Source organism: Pseudomonas sp. LB3P81 (assembly GCF_054897965.1).
The window spans coordinates 1359695-1378986 of record NZ_JBUBVG010000001.1 but is presented as its reverse complement, the minus strand read 5'-3'; the positions used below and the strand labels follow the sequence as shown (position 1 = coordinate 1378986).

14 protein-coding genes are annotated in these 19292 nt (G+C 59.7%); 10 read left to right on the top strand and 4 right to left on the bottom strand.

Going from position 1 to position 19292, the window contains the following annotated elements:
* The first annotated feature begins 82 nt into the window (after positions 1–82).
* Together rlmM and tusA are read left to right on the top strand one after the other, a co-directional pair.
* Positions 83–1156, top strand: coding sequence for a 23S rRNA (cytidine(2498)-2'-O)-methyltransferase RlmM (gene rlmM, locus ACYZTL_RS06345; RefSeq protein ID WP_461951055.1), 1074 nt, complete (start codon positions 83–85; stop codon positions 1154–1156).
* Positions 1157–1326: 170 nt separating this feature from the next.
* Entirely contained in the window at positions 1327–1578 is a 252-nt protein-coding gene (gene tusA, locus ACYZTL_RS06340) for a sulfurtransferase TusA (RefSeq protein WP_461951054.1), read from the top strand.
* On the opposite strand, the gene ACYZTL_RS06335 is transcribed toward tusA, so the two are convergent.
* On the bottom strand, positions 1575–2984 hold the full coding sequence (locus tag ACYZTL_RS06335) for an MATE family efflux transporter (protein WP_461951053.1): 1410 nt from the start codon (positions 2982–2984) through the stop codon (positions 1575–1577). The two genes, tusA and ACYZTL_RS06335, sit on opposite strands and share 4 nt — an antisense overlap.
* A gap of 333 nt (positions 2985–3317) precedes the next feature.
* Between ACYZTL_RS06335 and pdxB the strand changes: the two genes are divergently transcribed.
* Positions 3318–4460 (top strand): 4-phosphoerythronate dehydrogenase PdxB, encoded by a 1143-nt coding sequence (gene pdxB / locus ACYZTL_RS06330; RefSeq protein WP_461951052.1) that lies wholly within the window; start codon positions 3318–3320, stop codon positions 4458–4460.
* Between the two features lie 169 nt (positions 4461–4629).
* Here the strand turns inward: pdxB and ACYZTL_RS06325 are convergent, their stop codons facing one another.
* Positions 4630–4809 (bottom strand): PA1571 family protein, encoded by a 180-nt coding sequence (locus ACYZTL_RS06325; RefSeq protein WP_461951051.1) that lies wholly within the window; start codon positions 4807–4809, stop codon positions 4630–4632.
* A gap of 256 nt (positions 4810–5065) precedes the next feature.
* Between ACYZTL_RS06325 and ACYZTL_RS06320 the strand changes: the two genes are divergently transcribed.
* Positions 5066–6844 carry an ABC transporter transmembrane domain-containing protein gene (locus tag ACYZTL_RS06320; RefSeq protein ID WP_461951050.1) on the top strand — a complete coding sequence of 593 codons (1779 nt, stop codon included), beginning with the start codon at positions 5066–5068 and terminating at the stop codon, positions 6842–6844.
* Positions 6845–6986: 142 nt separating this feature from the next.
* Here ACYZTL_RS06320 and ACYZTL_RS06315 read toward each other — a convergent pair whose 3' ends face one another.
* Positions 6987–8915 (bottom strand): transglycosylase SLT domain-containing protein, encoded by a 1929-nt coding sequence (locus tag ACYZTL_RS06315; protein WP_461951049.1) that lies wholly within the window; start codon positions 8913–8915, stop codon positions 6987–6989.
* Between the two features lie 213 nt (positions 8916–9128).
* Between ACYZTL_RS06315 and ACYZTL_RS06310 the strand changes: the two genes are divergently transcribed.
* Positions 9129–11048, top strand: coding sequence for an ATP-binding cassette domain-containing protein (locus tag ACYZTL_RS06310; protein WP_461951048.1), 1920 nt, complete (start codon positions 9129–9131; stop codon positions 11046–11048).
* 205 nt (positions 11049–11253) lie between these two features.
* On the opposite strand, the gene ACYZTL_RS06305 is transcribed toward ACYZTL_RS06310, so the two are convergent.
* Complete coding sequence (locus ACYZTL_RS06305) at positions 11254–11694, bottom strand: universal stress protein (RefSeq protein ID WP_461951047.1); 441 nt, start codon at positions 11692–11694, stop codon at positions 11254–11256.
* 104 nt (positions 11695–11798) lie between these two features.
* On the opposite strand from ACYZTL_RS06305, the gene ACYZTL_RS06300 reads away from it, so the two are divergent.
* The 5 genes from ACYZTL_RS06300 to topA all read left to right on the top strand — a co-directional run bounded on the left by ACYZTL_RS06300 (position 11799) and on the right by topA (position 19282).
* Positions 11799–12236 carry a hypothetical protein gene (locus ACYZTL_RS06300; RefSeq protein WP_461951046.1) on the top strand — a complete coding sequence of 146 codons (438 nt, stop codon included), beginning with the start codon at positions 11799–11801 and terminating at the stop codon, positions 12234–12236.
* A 617-nt stretch (positions 12237–12853) separates the two neighbouring features.
* A complete protein-coding gene (gene fadB, locus ACYZTL_RS06295) occupies positions 12854–15001 on the top strand; it encodes a fatty acid oxidation complex subunit alpha FadB (protein ID WP_461951045.1) in 2148 nt (715 codons plus the stop codon).
* A gap of 29 nt (positions 15002–15030) precedes the next feature.
* Positions 15031–16206 carry an acetyl-CoA C-acyltransferase FadA gene (gene fadA / locus ACYZTL_RS06290; protein WP_461951044.1) on the top strand — a complete coding sequence of 392 codons (1176 nt, stop codon included), beginning with the start codon at positions 15031–15033 and terminating at the stop codon, positions 16204–16206.
* Positions 16207–16303: 97 nt separating this feature from the next.
* Positions 16304–16540, top strand: a complete 237-nt coding sequence (locus ACYZTL_RS06285; protein WP_046047845.1) for a DUF1653 domain-containing protein — start codon at positions 16304–16306, stop codon at positions 16538–16540.
* A gap of 114 nt (positions 16541–16654) precedes the next feature.
* Positions 16655–19282 (top strand): type I DNA topoisomerase, encoded by a 2628-nt coding sequence (topA, locus tag ACYZTL_RS06280; RefSeq protein ID WP_461951043.1) that lies wholly within the window; start codon positions 16655–16657, stop codon positions 19280–19282.
* The last annotated feature ends 10 nt before the right edge of the window (positions 19283–19292 follow it).

Sequence of the window (19292 nt, the reverse complement as noted above, 5' to 3'; positions counted from 1 at the left end):
GTTTTCGTGACAGGCTTTGCTTCATCGCAAGTCTGGGCATCGCGCAGTGGCTGAATTCTTCGCCAACTGCCCAGGAGTAAGAATGAACACCCTCTTTATGCATTGCCGGCCGGGCTTCGAAGGCGAAGTCTGTTCCGAGATTTCCGAACACGCCGCACGGCTGAACGTGGCCGGTTATGCCAAGGCCAAAACCGCCAGCGCCTGCGCCGAATTCATCTGCACCGAAGAAGACGGCGCCGAACGCCTGATGCGCGGCCAGCGTTTTGCCGATCTGATCTTCCCGCGTCAGTGGGCACGCGGGATCTTCATCGACCTGCCGGAAACCGACCGCATCAGCGTGATCCTCGCGCACATGGCGGACTTCCCGCTGTGCGGCAGCCTGTGGCTGGAAATGGTCGACACCAACGACGGCAAGGAACTGTCGAACTTCTGCAAGAAATTCGAAGTGCACCTGCGCAAGGCGCTGATGGCCGCCGGCAAACTGGTGGACGACGCGCACAAGCCGCGTTTGCTGCTGACCTTCAAAAGTGGTCGCGAAGTGTTCATGGGCCTGGCCGAGTCGAACAACTCGGCGATGTGGCCGATGGGCATTCCGCGCCTGAAGTTTCCGCGCGAGGCGCCAAGCCGCTCGACCTTGAAGCTGGAAGAGGCGTGGCACCACTTCATCCCGCGCGACCAGTGGGACGAGCGCCTGCACAGCGACATGACCGGCGTCGACCTTGGCGCAGCGCCGGGCGGCTGGACCTGGCAACTGGTCAATCGCGGCATGCTGGTCACCGCCATCGACAACGGCCCGATGGCGGAAAGCCTGATGGACACCGGGCTGGTGCAACATTTGATGGCCGACGGTTTCACCTACAAGCCCCGGCAGCCGGTGGACTGGATGGTCTGCGACATCGTCGAGAAACCGGCACGCAACGCCGCGATGCTGGAAGAGTGGATCGGTGAGGGCCATTGCCGCGAAGCGGTGGTCAACCTCAAGCTGCCGATGAAGCAACGTTACGCTGAAGTGAAACGCTTGCTGGAGCGCATTGCCGACGGCTTCAAGGAACGCGGGATTCGGGTCGAAATCGGCTGTAAACAGCTGTATCACGACCGGGAAGAGGTCACGTGCCACCTGCGCCGGCTGGACGTAAAAAAACCAAAATCCCGCTGATTGACTGGCCCCTGTAGGAGCTGCCGCAGGCTGCGATCTTTTGATCTTGCTCTAATGAAAAATCAAAAGATCGCAGCCTGCGGCAGCTCCTACACAAGTGCAGCGAAATGCCACAGATGACCGAACACCCGGCAATGCGCGACAATGCCGGCCAGTTTCAGGAGTGAATCATGAGTGAAATGCTAGACACGCCGGTAGACGGCACCCTCGACGCCACCGGCCTCAACTGCCCGGAACCGGTGATGATGCTGCACCAGCATATCCGTGACCTGGCGCCCGGCGGCCTGCTCAAGGTGATCGCCACCGATCCGTCGACCCGTCGCGACATTCCCAAGTTCTGCGTCTTCCTCGACCACGAACTGATCGCGCAGCACGAAGAGGCAGGCACCTACCTCTACTGGATCCGCAAGAAACTCGCTTAACCCGCCGAATGGCTGATACGGATCCGCTTGCGTGCACTGCGCGTCAGGCGGATCGACAGCATCAGCGCCGCGCAACTCAAGCCCACGATCAAACCCTGCCACAACCCGCTCGGGCCACGGGGTTCGCCGAGCCAGTCAGTCAGCCCCAGGGCGTAACCCACCGGCAAGCCGATGCCCCAGTAGGCGAATAGCGTCAGGATCATCGTCACCCGCGTGTCTTGATAACCGCGCAAGGCACCAGCCGCTGTCACCTGGATCGCATCGGAAAACTGGAACAGCGCCGAGTACACAATCAGCATCGCCGCGATATGGATCACCGTCGGGTCTGCGGTGTAGATCGCCGCGATGTGCTCGCGCAGCAGCAACATCATGCTCGCCGACAGGCAGGCGTAGGCCAGCGCCGTGCCCATGCCGACACCCGCGGCAAAACGGGCCTCGCGCGGCTCTTCACGTCCCAGTGCCTGACCGACGCGCACTGTCACGGCCATGCCCAGGGAGTAAGGGATCATGAACACCAGCGAGCTGACATTCAGGGCAATCTGATGCCCGGCCACCACGGTGGCACCGAGGCTGCCGATCAGTAGCGCGATCACCGCGAAGATGCTCGACTCGGCGAACACCGCGATGCCGATCGGCAGGCCGATGCCCAGCAGGCGTTTGATCACCGACCATTGCGGCCAGTCGAAACGACTGAACAACTGGCTCGACTGATACGCTGGCGCCCAGCGCTCCCAGCCGGCCATGCCCAGCGCCATCACCCACATCACAATCGCCGTGGCCCAGCCGCAACCGACACCGCCCATGGCCGGCACACCGAAGTGGCCATAAATGAAGACGTAGTTCAGCGGAATGTTCAGCGCCAGACCGCACAGCCCCAGCACCATTGCCGGGCGCGTGCGCCCCAGGCCATCACTGAAACAGCGCAGCACATGGTAGAAAGCGACGGCGGGCAAACCGCTGGCGATCCCGTGCAGGTATTGCATGCACGGACCGATCAGTTCGGGGTCGACCTTCATGATGTGCAAGATCGGTTCGGCGCTGAACAGCATGCCGGTCGCCATCAAACCCACCACCAACGCCAGCCACAGCGCCTGTCGCACGATCGGACCGATTTCGCTGTGCGTGCCGGCACCAAAGCGCTGGGCGACTTTTGGTGTGGTGGCCAGCAAGGTGCCGGTCATCAGCAGAAACACCGGGACCCAGATCGAGTTGCCCAGCGCCACCGCCGCCAGATCCCGCGGCCCGACACGGCCAGCCATCACCGCATCGACGAAGCCCATCGCCGTGGTGGCAAGCTGCGCGATCATGATCGGCAGCGCCAGGCCGAGCAGGGTTTTCAGCTCCAGGCGAACCCGGGCCGGGCGGTTGAGGGAAATGGCGGCGGGGCGGTCAGTCACGGAATTCAAGGGCGAAACGTCCAAAAGGTTTTGATGCACGAGGCGGCGCATTCTACGCCTTGACGCAGCGGTCAGGAAAAGTCCTGTGTTAGGGATTTGTAATCATTTTCGGACATTGCGACACACCCTGTGGCGAGGGAGCTTGCTCCCGCTGTGCAGCGAAGCGGCCCCAAGTCAAGCGACCCGGTTGCAACAGACACACTGCATGCAAAGGTTTTGGGACTGCTTCGCAGTCCAGCGGGAGCAAGCTCCCTCGCCACAGGGGGCGTGGTGCCCTCTAATGCCCGCTGGCCCACCACGGTCATCTCCGCCTACACTGCCGATCCGCCAAAGGAGCCTGCCATGTTGATTGTTGCCGACGAAAATATTCCGCTGCTCGATGCCTTCTTCGAAGGTTTCGGCGAAATCCGCCGGGTGCCGGGACGTTCCATCGACCGCGCCGCCGTCGAACAGGCCGATGTGCTGCTGGTGCGCTCGGTGACCAACGTCAATCGCTCTCTGCTTGAAGGCAGCAAGGTGCGCTTTGTCGGCACCTGCACCATCGGCACCGATCACCTGGACCTCGATTACTTCCAGCAGGCCGGCATCACCTGGTCCAGCGCCCCCGGCTGCAATGCCCGTGGCGTGGTCGACTATGTGCTGGGCAGTGTGCTGACCCTCGCCGAAATCGAAGGCGCTGACCTTACTCAGCGCACTTACGGCGTGGTGGGGGCGGGCGAAGTGGGCGGTCGACTGGTCAAGGTTCTGCAAGGGCTGGGCTGGAACGTGCTGGTCTGCGATCCGCCACGACAAGCCGCCGAAGGAGGCGATTTCGTCAGCCTTGAGCAGATCGTTGAGCAGTGCGACGTCATCAGTCTGCACACACCGCTGAAGAAACATGGCGCCGGATCGACCTGGCATCTGTTCGATAAAAACCGTTTGAACCAGCTCAAACCCGGCACCTGGCTGATCAACGCCAGCCGCGGCCCGGTGGTGGACAACGCCGCCCTGTGCGAGGTGCTGCTGCAACGCGAAGACCTGCAAGCGGTGCTGGACGTCTGGGAAGGCGAGCCCGAAGTCGACGTGGCGCTGGCCGAACTTTGCGTGCTGGCGACGCCGCACATTGCCGGTTACAGCCTCGACGGCAGACAACGCGGGACGGCGCAAATTCATCAGGCGCTTTGCGATTTTCTCGGGCAACCGGCGCGGGTCAGCCTGAGTGATTTGCTGCCGGTGCCCTGGTTGTCGCAAGTGACCTTGCACGCTGACAGCGATCCGGCCTGGGCGTTGGCGATGCTGTGCCGTGGCGTGTACGACCCGCGCCGTGACGACGCGGATTTCCGCCGCAGCCTTGTAGGCAGTGTGAATGAGCAGCGTGCGGCGTTTGATGCGTTGCGTAAGAACTACCCGTCGCGGCGGGAGATCGATGGGTTGCAGGTGCGGATTGAGGGGGATGCGCCTGAGTTGCTGAAGATCGTGGCGGCGTTGGGCGCAACAGCAATCTAGACATCGAGTCGGCCCCTTCGCGAGCAAGTCGAATCGTCGCACCGCCGCTCCCACAGGTCATGCGCCACTGTGGGAGCGGGCTTGCTCGCGAAGGGTCGCACTACAATTCTGGATCAGCACCCACAAAAAACCCGGCCATCAGGGCCGGGTCAAGAAGACGGTGGCTATATCAATCTTGTTTGGCAGGCGTGACCAATCGCTTTTCCAGTTCGCGGCAAGCGTCCTGGATCATGTCTTCAGTGATCGGTACTTCGCGGCCTTTTTCGTCAATGATTGAGCAACCCAGAGACTGATCTGGCTGTGTGCGGATCACTTGAATCTTGTCATCGCTGCTGTTTTGCAAGGACATGGCCTGTCTCCTCCTCAGGTTGTGTGCTTACTGTAGAACCGCCAGGTGACCGGGCTGTGACAGCTCCCTGCGATCTTCTCGGGGCGGCAATACCAGTCCACCAGAAATACCGCAACCTTGCCACCTGGACTTTAGACCATTAGCGTCTAGGGGATGGTCTTTGCGGTCATAATTAACCTGACTCATTGTGATTAACAGAATTCCCCCCTATTGAGCGGTATAGCCGGCCCCTTAACTTGTGAACTGGAAAGCCCCGATGCTATCTGCCCGTCACCGCCGCGCGATTCGCCTGGCCAGTCGTTTCCTGGTGCCCTATCGCCGGCAGGCCTTGGGTGCCTTGCTCGCACTGATTGTCACGGCGGGCATCACCTTGTCCATGGGGCAGGGGATTCGACTGTTGGTGGATCAGGGGTTCATGACCCAGTCACCGCATTTGCTCAACCAGACCATCGGTCTGTTCATGCTGTTGGTGCTGGGTCTGGCGCTTGGCACGTTTGCGCGTTTTTACCTGGTGTCGTGGATCGGCGAGCGTGTGGTGGCCGACATCCGCCGTCTGGTGTTCAACCATCTGGTTTACCTGCATCCGGGGTTTTACGAAGACAACCGCAGCTCCGAGATCCAGTCGCGGCTGACCGCCGACACCACGTTGCTGCAATCGGTGATCGGCTCTTCGCTGTCGCTGTTTCTGCGTAATCTGCTGATGGTGATCGGCGGGATTGTGTTGCTGTTTATCACCAATCCCAAACTCACCAGCATCGTCGTTGTGGCTTTGCCGCTGGTGATTGCACCGATCCTGATTTTCGGCCGACGGGTGCGCAGTCTGTCGCGCCTGAGTCAGGACCGGATTGCCGATATCGGCAGCTACGTGTCCGAAACCCTCGGCCAGATCAAAACCGTGCAGGCCTATAACCATCAGGTTCAGGACGAACAGCGATTTGCCGTGACCGTGGAGGAGGCGTTCAACACCGCCCGTAAACGGATTTTCCAGCGTGCCTGGCTGATTACCCTGGTGATCGTGCTGGTGCTGGGCGCGGTCGGCGTGATGCTGTGGGTCGGCGGTATGGATGTGATGGCCGGGCGGATTTCCGCAGGTGAGCTAGCGGCGTTTGTCTTTTACAGCCTGATCGTCGGCAGCGCGTTCGGCACGCTGAGCGAAGTGATCGGCGAGTTGCAGCGCGCCGCCGGGGCCGCCGAGCGGATTGCCGAGTTGCTGCGTTCGGAAAACATCATTCAGCCACCGACTACGGGTCTGGTGACTTTGCCGGAGCGGGTGCCGGGGAATCTGGTGCTGCAAGACGTGCGTTTTTCCTACCCGTCGCGGCCTGAAAGCTATGCCATTGATGGCTTGAATCTGACCATCAGGGCCGGCGAAACCCTGGCACTGGTCGGACCTTCGGGTGCGGGCAAGTCGACGGTGTATGACTTGTTGCTGCGTTTTTATGACCCGGCCGAAGGCTGCATTCTGCTCGACGGCGTGCCGCTGACTCAGCTCGATCCACTCGACTTGCGCCGCTGCTTCGCCCTGGTCTCCCAATCCCCGGCACTGTTCTTCGGTAGCATCGAAGAGAATATCCGCTACGGCAACCCGACGGCGACGCTGGAGCAGGTTCAGGAAGCGGCGAAAATCGCCTACGCCCACGATTTCATCGAGGCAATGCCCCGCGGTTATCAGACGCATCTGGGGGATGCAGGCCTCGGTTTGTCCGGCGGCCAGCGACAGCGCCTGGCCATCGCCCGCGCGCTGCTGGTGGACGCGCCCATCCTGCTGCTCGACGAAGCCACCAGCGCCCTCGATGCCCAAAGCGAACACCTGATCCAGCAAGCCCTGCCCAGCCTGATGAAGAACCGCACCACCCTGGTCATCGCCCACCGCCTGGCCACGGTAAAAAACGCCGACCGGATCGCGGTGATGGATCAGGGAAAACTGGTGGCGGTGGGCACGCATCAGGAGCTGATTGCGAGCAATGCGCTGTATGCGCGGCTGGCGGCGTTGCAGTTCAATGATGGAAAAACCGAGCTCGATCTCCACCTGTAGGAGCTGCCGCAGGCTGCGATCTTTTGATCTTGCTCTAAAAAAAATGCCCGCATCAATCGATGCGGGCATTTTTGTTTGCGGCTCAAAGCAAAGATCAAAAGATCGCAGCCTGCGGCAGCTCCTACATAACCGGCATTACCGGTTATTGATCATCAAAATACCGCTCATGCCAATCCACCAACGGCTGTGGCGAGTTGAGTTTCTGGCCGTAGATCACCGAATACGACAACACGTTCTGCACGTACTGGCGGGTTTCGTCGAACGGGATGCTTTCCACCCAGACGTCGAAACTCAGGTGGTCCGCGCCACGCAGCCACTGGCGCACACGACCCGGGCCGGCGTTGTAGGCGGCGGAGGCGAGGACGCGGTTGCCGTTGAACTGGCTGTGCACCTGGCTCAGGTAAGCAGCGCCGAGCTGAATGTTCTTGTCCGGGTCGAACACTTGCTGCGGCGAGGCCAATGGAATGCTGAACTTGCGCGCGGTTTCCTTGGCGGTGCCGGGCATCAGTTGCATCAGGCCGCTGGCGCCGACGCCAGAGCGGGCGTCGTCCATGAAGGCGCTTTCCTGACGGGTGATGGCGAACACCCAGCTCGAGTGCAGGCCACGGACCTTGGCTTCACGTACCAGAGTTTCGCGGTGGGCCATCGGGAAGCGGATGTCGAGGTCGTCCCAATACTGCGCCTGACTGATGGTGCGAATCGCCGGGAAGTACCATTTCAGGTCATAGGCCAGTTTTGCCTGAGCGACCATTTCATCGCGACTGAAGTGGCGGCTGACGTGATACCACTCGCGACGACCGTCAACGATCTGCCCGCGTGCGTGAAACTCCAGGGCGCGACGCACACCCGGTGTGTTGCGCACCTTGTTGATCAGCGCCTGGCTGAGCACCAACGGTTTGTTGACCAGCGAGTAGGGCAACTGCGAACGGTCGGCCGCGAGGAAACCGTAGAAATCACGTTCGCGGGCGAGGCCTTTGTACAGCGTCTGCGCTTCCGGATTCTGCGGCTGCGCCAGTTCCAGGCTGCGGGCCTGCCAGTAGCGCCAGCGGTTGGTGGTCGCCAAGTCCTGCGGCAAGCGGCGAGTCAGCTGATAAGCGTCGTCCCAGCGGGCCAGGCGCAACAACAACCGCAAACGCCATTCGGACACGGTGTTGTCGCGCAGTTCCGGGTCGTACTTGGTCATCACGTCCAGGGCGCGTGGATCGAAACGACGGGCCAGGGTCAGGCCGATTTCCCGGGCGATCGCGACTTTTTCATCACGGGAAAAATGCATGCTGCTGGCATAGCCGTCGAGCAACTCCATGGCCTTGTCCGGGTCTTGCTTGGCCAGACGGCGCAAGCCGAGGCTGACGATGTCGGACATCGGCTCATCGGCCGGGGTGAAGCGTGACGGCTGATTGAGCAGTTCTGGTTTCTGCGCCACATCCACCAGCAAGCGGCCGCGAGGGGCGAGGGTGGTCAGGCCGTTGATCAGGCTGTTGGCCAGCGGATAGTTGCGTGCCTGAGCGGCAAGTTTGGTGCGCTCCCAGCGTTTCTGTTCGGTCAGTTGGCCATCAGCCGCCCAGACGCCGAACAAGCCGTCGCACGCCTCTGGCAGGGATTTACCGGTCAGCCAGAGTTTGTTGGCGTTGGCGTAGCCTTCGGATTTCTGGTTTTGCCCAATCTGGTACTGCGCGTTCAGGCAGTCCAGTTCGGTGAAATTCAGCTTGGGGTCGTAGTACTTGACGAAGGTCGCCCAGTCGCCACGCTCGGCCAGCCAGCGCAACCAGCGCAATTTCATCCAGTTGGCTTGCGGCAGGTCACCGTGTTCGGCGAGGAATTTCTCGATCTCGGCGTTGCTCGCGGTTTTCAGGCGCGCGGTCAGTTCGTCATACGCCAGATACGGCTCCAGCGGGTAATCGCTGAGCGCCTGGCTGTAACGGAAATAAGGACCGGTATCGCCCTTGGCCAGCGCGCGCTTGGCTTCATCGTAATACTGGCGCTGGGTGGAAAGGTCCACGGCCTGGGCGGTTTGAACGACAGTGGCAGAAAGAAGAAAACAGGACAAAAGACTGAAAAGGCGACTGCGCATGAGACATCCGGGCAGAGAAATCATGACAAGTGCAGACGTGGGCCGCACTGAATAATCTGTAGCTTAGCCTTTTGCCAGCAGCGGGCGAAAGCTTTGCGGGCCTGTCAGCATCAGTTCGCAACATTTGTCATGCAGAGTGTCGCGAAGGTGAAATTGCCGGCCTTCTGAAGCCTCAAGTCAGGTAGAATGCGCGCCCGGTTTTTGGAGAAGCTCATGACCCTGCTCAAATTCAGCGATGTGTCCCTTGCTTTCGGCGCTATGCCGTTGTTGGACAAGGTGTCCTGGCAGATCGCCCGTGGTGAGCGGGTGTGCATCATCGGCCGCAACGGCACTGGCAAGTCCAGCATGATGAAGCTCGTCAAGGGCGACCAGAAGCCCGATGACGGCTCGGTTTGGCGCGCACCCGGTCTCAAGATTGGCGAATTGCCGCAAGAATTGCCGGTAGCCGACGAGCGGACCGTGTTCGACGTGGTGGCTGAAGGCCTGGACGGTGTCGGCGAGCTGCTCGCGCAGTATCACCACCTGAGCCAGAACATCGTCACCGACGCCGATCTGGACAAACTGATGCACGTCCAGCATGACCTCGAAGCCCGCGACGGCTGGCGTTTGCAGCAACTGGTAGACAGCACGTTGAGCCGTCTGCAGTTGCCGGCCGACAAGACCCTCGCCGAATTGTCTGGCGGCTGGCGTCGCCGCGTCCTGCTGGCGCAGGCGCTGGTGTCCGAGCCGGATCTGCTGCTGCTCGACGAACCGACCAACCACCTGGACATCGGTGCAATTGCCTGGCTCGAAGAAGCGCTGAAGGATTTCCAGGGCGCCGTGCTGTTCATCACGCACGACCGTTCCTTCCTGCAGAACCTCGCGACCCGCATCCTCGAACTGGATCGCGGCGGCCTGATCGACTGGAACGGCGACTACGCCAGTTTCCTCGTGCACAAAGAAGCCACGCTGGCCGCTGAAGAAACCGCCAACGCGCTGTTCGACAAGAAACTGGCCCAGGAAGAAGTCTGGATCCGTCAGGGCATCAAGGCCCGACGCACCCGTAACGAAGGTCGCGTGCGTGCACTGAAAGCATTGCGCGTCGAGCGCAGCGAGCGTCGTGAGCGCACCGGCAAGGCCAACATTCAGCTGGATACTGCTGACAAGTCCGGCAAGCAGGTGATGGTCCTCGAGAACGTGAGTTTCGCTCACCCGGGCGGCCCGTTCCTGATCAAGGATTTTTCGATGGTCCTGCAGCGCGGCGACCGTATCGGTCTGCTCGGCGCCAACGGTACCGGCAAGACCACGCTACTGAAACTGATGCTCAGCGGTCTGCAACCGACCAGCGGCAAAGTGGAAGAGGGCACACGCATCGACGTGGCCTACTTCGACCAGCTGCGCCATCAGCTGGACCTGGAAAAGACCGTGATCGACAACGTCGCCGAAGGTCGTGACTTCATCGACATCGACGGTCAGAGCCGTCACGTGTTGAGCTACCTCGGCGACTTCCTGTTCAGCCCGCAGCGTGCCCGCACGCCGGTCAAGGCGCTGTCGGGTGGTGAGCGTGCGCGTCTGTTGCTGGCGAAACTGTTCAGCAAACCAGCGAACCTGCTGGTCCTCGACGAACCGACCAACGACCTCGACGTGGAAACGCTCGAACTGCTGGAAGAGGTCTTGCTGACCTTCAACGGCACCGTGCTGATGGTCAGCCACGACCGGGCATTCCTCGACAACGTGGTCACCAGCACCCTGGTCTTCGAAGGTGAAGGCAAGGTTCGCGAATACGTCGGTGGTTACCAGGACTGGCTGCGTCAGGGCGGCTCGCCGCGCCTGCTGGGCGTGACCGAGAGCAAGTCCGGCAAAGCCGACCTGAACTCTGCCGTTGTCTCAGCCGAACCTGCGCCAGTCGCGGCAGTGGTCGAAGCACCGGTGGCGAAGAAGAAACTCAGCTACAAGTTGCAGCGTGAGCTGGAAATGTTGCCGGGGCAGATCGAAGCCATGGAACAACAGATCGCAGTCGTTGAGGTCCAGATGGCCGATGCTGGCTTCTATCAGCGTCCTGCTGCCGAGACCGCCGCAGTGATCGCTCAGTTGGAGCAGTTGCAGGCTGAGCACGACGTCATGGTCGAGCGTTGGGCGGAGCTGGATGCCTGATTGATCCAGTAACAAAAAAAGCCCGGCGCTCAGTGATGAGCGCCGGGCTTTTCATATGTAATGCGATCCATTCCCTGTAGGAGCAGCCGGTCGACGCTCGATTGCTCGCGATGAACCTGAGAGCACCGCGCGGTGTCAGGCTTACAGCGTCATCGTTGAAGACCATCGCGAGCAAGCTCGCTCCTACAGTAGTGGTTTTGTATTGTCAGCTTTTGTTTTGCAGGCGCACTGCCAGCACGTCGCAAGGCGCACCGTGCAGCACGTCGTTGGCGGTGGAGCCCAGCAATAGCGCCAGGCCGTGCCGGCCATGACTACCTACCACAATCAGGTCACAGGTTTGTTCCTTGGCCAGGTGATGAATCTCCTGGCGCGGCTGGCCGTAAGTCAGGTGGCTGTATTCCTTGGAGAGTTCCGGGTACTTCACGATCAAACGGTCCAGTCGCTCCTTGGCCTGATCGAACTGCTGTTGTTGCAGTTGTGACAGGTCCATCGGCACGTCGCCGCCGAAGGCCATGGCCATGGGTTCGACAATGTGCACCAGGGACAACTTCGCGCCATTGCTCACCGACAGTTCGCGAGCGCGGTGGATGACAGGGTCGCACTCTTCGGTCAGGTCTACAGCGACCAGAATGTGGTAGTAGGGCATGAGGTGCTCCTCCTGAGGGTTGCAATATTGGTAAGTATGGCTGGTTTCAAGCGCATTGTTCTCAAAGTGACTCAACGCGCTCATCAAGAATCGGGAGTACACATATGACGGTCTGGATAGTGGTGTCAATCCTGTTGGTGGTGCTGAGCCCACTGGCGTGGTTGCGACCGTCCCGTGGTCAGAGCGGGCGCATGGCCCTGCGCATGGAGGCGCGACGCATCGGGCTGGCCATGCAACTTGCGCCTCAGGAGTGGCCGCACTGGTTGAGCCAGGAGCCGCCGAGCCCCTGCGCGCAGTACCATCGACCTCGTCGCGGCAATCAGCCGGCGTGCTGGAGCTACTGGCAGAAGTCGCCGGGCGTGTGGGTGAATCAGTGGCAGGAGGTCTGCGAGGATCAAGCACTGCTGAATCATTTCGAAAAATTGCCTGCCAATGTCTACAAGATCGAAGCGGACAAGCAGATGATCACGTTGTATTGGGGCGAGAAGGGCGAAGCGACGGTTTTGCAACAAATCGATGCCACCCTCAAAGCGCTCGCCTGAACCCCGATCCCGCGTAGGAGCTGCCGAAGGCTGCGATCTTTTGATCTTGTTTGTAAGAATCCAAATCAAAAGATCGCAGCCTTCGGCAGCTCCTACACCAAACAAGCCTCTGTGCCTGGCAGCAGGCAATAAAAAGCCCGACATTCATCATCGGGCTGGAGTTGGCCAGGCAGGCCGGTAATTCGCTGTGGGCTGATCTTGCGCCGGGCATTCGCCAGCGTGTTTATATTTTTTCCTCAATCTCCCGCCCAGCGTAGCCTGTTAAACAAAGGCTGTCGGGAATTAGGGCGACTTTTCTAAGTATTGATTCTATGAATGGTCTCGCATGTATCCGTGTGATGCAGGTACTCGTGGTACGGAAATGACCGGAAAGTCGCATTTAAACCCGTATTTTGGGCGATTGACAATTGTCGGAAATTCCGTGAAGGTGGCGTACCCCAAATCAAACGGGCGTATGAATTGAGCGTTTGCATTGCAGACCGTTCCTACAGAATCCCGACTATCGCGTTGGCGGGTGTGCCGGGTGGATTGGCGTAGCATCGACGATAACGTCCTGCCGAGCCATTCGCCTGCGTCCGACGTGTACTGTTCAGCTTCCATATCGTGGAGATCAGTTGATGATTTACGAAGGTAAAGCCATCACGGTTAAAGCCCTTGAAAGTGGCATTGTCGAATTGAAATTCGACCTCAAGGGTGAGTCCGTCAACAAGTTCAACCGTCTAACCCTGAGCGAACTGCGTCAGGCTGTAGACACCATCAAGGCAGATGCTTCGATCAAGGGTGTGATCGTCAGCAGCGGCAAGGACGTGTTCATCGTCGGCGCCGACATCACCGAATTCGTCGAGAACTTCAAGCTGCCGGATGCAGAGCTTGTTGCAGGCAACCTCGAAGCCAACAGGATTTTCAGCGATTTCGAAGACCTCAACGTCCCGACTGTCGCCGCGATCAACGGCATCGCCCTGGGTGGCGGTCTGGAAATGTGCCTGGCAGCGGACTACCGCGTCATGTCCACCAAGGCCAAGATTGGTCTGCCGGAAGTCAAACTGGGCATCTACCCAGGCTTCGGCGGCACTGTTCGCCTGCCGCGCATCATCGGTGCCGACAACGCTATCGAGTGGATTGCCGCCGGCAAGGAAAACCGTCCTGAAGACGCGCTGAAAGTCGGCGCCGTCGATGCCGTGGTTGCACCTGAGAAACTGCAGGAAGCCGCTCTGGAACTGATCAAGCGTGCCATCTCCGGCGAGTTTGATTACAAGGCCAAGCGTCAGCCGAAGCTTGAGAAACTCAAGCTGAACGCCATCGAACAAATGATGGCTTTCGAAACCGCCAAAGGTTTCGTGGCCGGTCAGGCTGGCCCGAACTACCCGGCGCCGGTTGAAGCGATCAAGACCATCCAGAAAGCCGCGAACTTCGGTCGCGACAAAGCGCTGGAAGTCGAAGCTGCCGGTTTCGTCAAACTGGCCAAGACCTCTGCCGCGCAGAGCTTGATCGGTCTGTTCCTGAACGATCAGGAGCTGAAGAAAAAGGCCAAGGCCTACGACGAAATCGCCAAGGACGTGAAGCAGGCTGCCGTATTGGGCGCCGGCATCATGGGTGGCGGTATCGCTTATCAGTCGGCTTCCAAAGGCACGCCGATCCTGATGAAGGACATCAACGAGCACGGCATCGAGCAAGGCCTGGCTGAAGCCGCCAAGCTGCTGGTGAGCCGCGTTGATAAAGGTCGCATGACCGCGGCGAAAATGGCTGAAATCCTAAACGGCATTCGTCCAACCCTGTCCTACGGCGACTTCGGTCACGTCGACCTGGTTGTCGAAGCTGTTGTCGAGAACCCTAAGGTCAAGCAAGCCGTTCTGGCCGAAGTCGAAGACAAGGTCAAAGAGGACACCATCCTCGCGTCCAACACCTCGACCATTTCCATCACCTTGCTGGCCAAGGCCCTCAAGCGTCCGGAAAACTTCGTCGGCATGCACTTCTTCAACCCGGTGCACATGATGCCGCTGGTGGAAGTGATTCGTGGCGAGAAGTCCAGCGAGCTGGCCGTTGCCACCACCGTTGCCTATGCCAAGAAAATGGGCAAGAACCCGATCGTCGTCAACGACTGCCCGGGCTTCCTGGTCAACCGTGTACTGTTCCCGTACTTCGGCGGTTTCGCCAGGCTGGTCAGCGCCGGTGTGGACTTCGTCCGTATCGACAAGGTCATGGAAAAATTCGGCTGGCCAATGGGCCCGGCGTACCTGATGGACGTGGTCGGCATCGACACCGGTCACCACGGTCGTGACGTGATGGCTGAAGGCTTCCCGGATCGTATGAAAGACGACCGTCGTTCGGCTATCGACGTGCTTTACGAAGCCAAGCGCCTGGGCCAGAAGAATGGCAAGGGCTTCTACGCCTACGAAACCGACAAGAAGGGCAAGCAGAAGAAAGTCGCCGATCCGTCGGTACTGGAAGTGCTCAAGCCAATCGTCTTTGAGCAGCGTGAAGTTTCTGACGAAGACATCATCAACTGGATGATGATCCCGTTGTGCATGGAAACCGTGCGTTGCCTGGAAGACGGCATCGTCGAAACCGCTGCCGAAGCCGACATGGGTCTGGTCTACGGTATTGGTTTCCCTCCATTCCGTGGCGGTGCGCTGCGCTACATCGATTCGATCGGTGTGGCAGAGTTCGTTGCCCTGGCTGACCAGTACGCTGATTTGGGCGCGCTGTACCACCCGACCGCGAAGCTGCGTGAAATGGCCCAGAACGGCCAGAGCTTCTTCGGTTAAGCGCCCCCAACTAGAGTGAGAGTGAATATATGAGCTTGAATCCTAGAGACGTCGTGATTGTCGACTTCGGTCGTACTCCGATGGGCCGCTCCAAGGGCGGCATGCACCGCAACACCCGCGCCGAAGACATGTCGGCGCACCTGATCAGCAAATTGCTGGAACGCAACGTCAAGGTCGACCCGAATGAAGTCGAAGACGTGATCTGGGGCTGTGTGAACCAGACCCTGGAGCAGGGCTGGAACATCGCCCGCATGGCTTCGCTGATGACCCAGATCCCGCACACTGCTGCCGGCCAGACCGTCAGCCGTCTGTGTGGCTCGTCGATGAGTGCTCTGCACACTGCCGCGCAAGCGATCATGACCGGCAACGGTGACGTGTTCGTCGTCGGCGGCGTCGAGCACATGGGCCACGTGAGCATGATGCACGGTGTCGATCCGAACCCGCACATGTCGCTGTACGCGGCGAAAGCCTCGGGCATGATGGGCCTGACCGCAGAAATGCTCGGCAAAATGCACGGCATCACTCGCGAGCAGCAGGACGCTTTCGGCGTGCGCTCCCACCAACTCGCCCACAAGGCGACCGTGGAAGGCAAGTTCAAGGACGAAATCATCCCGATGCAGGGCTACGACGAGAACGGTTTCCTGAAACTGTTCGACTACGACGAAACCATTCGTCCGGAAACCACCCTGGAAAGCCTGGCGGCGTTGAAGCCAGCGTTTAACCCGAAGGGCGGCACCGTGACAGCCGGTACTTCGTCGCAGATCACTGATGGTGCTTCGTGCATGATCGTGATGTCGGCGCAGCGTGCACAGGACCTGGGCATTCAGCCTCTGGCGGTGATTCGCTCGATGGCAGTGGCAGGTGTGGACCCGGCAATCATGGGCTATGGTCCAGTACCGGCAACACAGAAAGCACTGAAGCGCGCGGGCCTCGGGATTAACGATATCGACTTCTTCGAGCTCAACGAAGCTTTCGCCGCACAGGCCCTGCCAGTGCTGAAAGATCTGAAAGTGCTCGACAAGATGAACGAGAAGGTTAACCTGCACGGCGGCGCGATCGCCTTGGGTCACCCGTTCGGTTGCTCCGGTGCGCGTATCTCCGGCACCTTGCTGAACGTGATGAAGCAAAATGGCGGCACCTTCGGGGTGTCCACCATGTGCATTGGTCTCGGCCAAGGCATCTCCACCGTCTTCGAACGCGTTTAAGCGTTTCGTTGAAGGAAGCCGGGGCCAAGTGCCCCGGTTTTTGTTTTTCCGGATTTTTTTATTTTTATTTTGAAAAAATTTGAGTGAGGGCCAAAGCATGCCGATACAACCTGGGCTCTACCAACATTACAAAGGTCCGCAGTACCGCGTATTCAGCATTGCGCGGCATTCGGAAACCGAAGAAGAAGTGGTCTTCTACCAAGCCCTGTATGGCGATTACGGCTTTTGGGTACGTCCCTTGAGCATGTTCCTGGAGTCGGTCGAGGTTGACGGCGAACAGGTGCCACGCTTTGCTTTGGTGCAAGCCGAACCGAGCCTTTTTTCGAAGCCATAAGCTGAGTGCGCGCAAAACCCTGCGCTTGACCTCACCTTGTAGCCACTATATATAGCGGTGCCGCGTCAGGCGCCAACCGCCTTTCACTTCTAGAATTCAGGAATTTTCTGATCCATGGGCAAATCGCTGGTCATTGTGGAATCCCCGGCTAAGGCCAAGACCATCAACAAGTATCTGGGTAACCAATACGTGGTGAAGTCGAGTATCGGCCATATCCGAGACCTACCCACCAGCGGTTCGGCTAGCGCCAGCAAAGAGCCAGCCGCCAAGCGCGGCAAGGCCGCCGCGGGTGAAGGTCCGGTGCTCACGCCGAAAGAGAAAGCGCGCAAGCAGCTGGTCTCGCGCATGGGTGTCGATCCCGATCATGGCTGGAAAGCCAAGTACGAGATCCTCCCGGGCAAGGAAAAGGTCATCGAAGAGCTGCGCCGGCTCGCCAAGGATGCTGACACCATCTATCTCGCAACCGACTTGGATCGCGAGGGGGAAGCCATTGCCTGGCACCTGCGCGAAGCCATCGGTGGTGACGACAGCCGCTACAAGCGCGTGGTGTTCAACGAAATCACCAAAAAGGCGATTCAGGAAGCCTTCTCCAAGCCGGGCGAGCTGGACATCGACCGTGTCAACGCCCAGCAGGCGCGTCGTTTCCTCGATCGCGTGGTGGGTTACATGGTTTCGCCGCTGCTGTGGGCCAAAATCGCCCGTGGTCTGTCCGCCGGTCGCGTGCAATCGGTCGCCGTGAAGCTGGTGGTCGAGCGTGAGCGCGAAATCCGTGCGTTCAACCCGGAAGAGTACTGGGAAATTCACGCCGACCTCGGCACCGCCAAGGGCGCCACCGTGCGCTTCGACGTGGCCCGCGAGAAGGGCGAAGCTTTCAAGCCGCTGAACGAAGCCCAGGCCATGGCCGCGCTGGATAAGCTCAAGGCTTCCAGCTACAGCATCGTCAAGCGCGAAGACAAACCGACCAGCAGCAAGCCGTCGGCACCGTTCATCACGTCCACCCTGCAACAGGCCGCGAGCAACCGCCTGGGTTTCGGCGTGAAGAAAACCATGATGATGGCCCAGCGTTTGTACGAAGCCGGCTACATCACTTACATGCGTACTGACTCCACCAACCTCTCGGCCGATGCCGTGACGATGGCGCGTACTTATATTGAAGGCGAATTCGGCAAGAAGTACCTGCCGGAAACCCCGAACGTCTACAGCAGCAAGGAAGGCGCACAAGAGGCTCACGAAGCGATTCGTCCGTCCGACGCCAACACCGAGCCAAGCAAGCTGTCGGGCATGGAGCGAGATGCAGAGCGGCTTTATGAGCTGATCTGGCGCCAGTTCCTCGCTTGCCAGATGCTGCCGGCCCAATACCTGTCGACCACGGTTACCGTCGGTGCCGGCGACTTCGAGCTGCGCGCCAAGGGCCGTATCCTGAAGTTCGACGGTTACACCCGCGTCATGCCGCAAATCGCCAAGCCTGGCGATGACGACGTGCTGCCGGACATGGCTCAGGGCGACGCGATGAAGCTGATCAAGCTTGATCCGACCCAGCACTTCACCAAGCCACCGGCGCGTTATTCGGAAGCGAGCCTGGTGAAAGAAATGGAAAAACGCGGTATCGGTCGTCCTTCGACCTACGCGGCGATCATTTCGACCATCCAGGACCGCGGCTACGTGGCGCTGCACAACCGTCGTTTCTATTCGGAAAAGATGGGTGACATCGTCACCGAGCGTCTGTCCGAGAGCTTCTCCAATCTCATGGACTACGGTTTCACCGCCGGCATGGAAGAGCACCTCGATGACGTGGCTCAGGGCGAGCGGGACTGGAAAAACGTGCTGGACGAGTTCTACGGCGACTTCCAGAAAAAGCTCGAAGTAGCCGAAAGCGCGGAAAATGGCATGCGTGCCAACCAGCCGGTAATGACCGACATTCCGTGCCTGACCTGTGGCCGTCCGATGCAGATTCGTACCGCATCGACCGGCGTATTCCTCGGTTGCTCGGGTTACAGCCTGCCGCCGAAAGAGCGCTGCAAGGCCACCGTCAACCTGGTGCCGGGCGATGAAATCGCGGCGGACGACGAGGGTGAATCGGAATCGCTGGTTCTGCGCGGCAAGCATCGTTGCCCGATCTGCAGCACCGCGATGGATGCTTATCTGCTCGACGAGAAGCGCAAGCTGCACATCTGCGGTAACAACCCGGATTGCGATGGCTACGAAATCGAAGAGGGCACCTATCGCATCAAAGGCTATGAAGGTCCGAGCCTGGAATGCGACAAGTGTGGCAGCGAGATGCAACTCAAGACTGGCCGGTTCGGCAAGTTCTTCGGTTGCACCAACGCAACGTGCAAGAACACCCGCAAACTGCTGAAAAGCGGTGACGCGGCGCCGCCGAAAATGGATCCGGTGAAGATGCCTGAGCTGAAATGCGAAAAGGTCAACGACACTTATATCCTGCGCGACGGTGCTTCCGGCCTGTTCCTGGCGGCGAGCCAGTTCCCGAAAAACCGCGAGACGCGTGCTCCGCTGGTCATGGAAATTGTGCCGCACAAGGATGAAATCGATCCGAAGTACCACTTCCTCTGTGACGCGCCGAAGAAAGATCCGGACGGCCTCCCGGCGGTGATCCGCTACAGCCGCAAAACCAAAGAGCAGTACGTTCAGACTGAAGTCGACGGTAAGCCGACCGGGTGGAAGGCGTACTACGACGGTGGCAAGTGGACAGTTGAAGACAAGCGTCCGGCAGCCAAGGCTTAAGCAGGCGTTA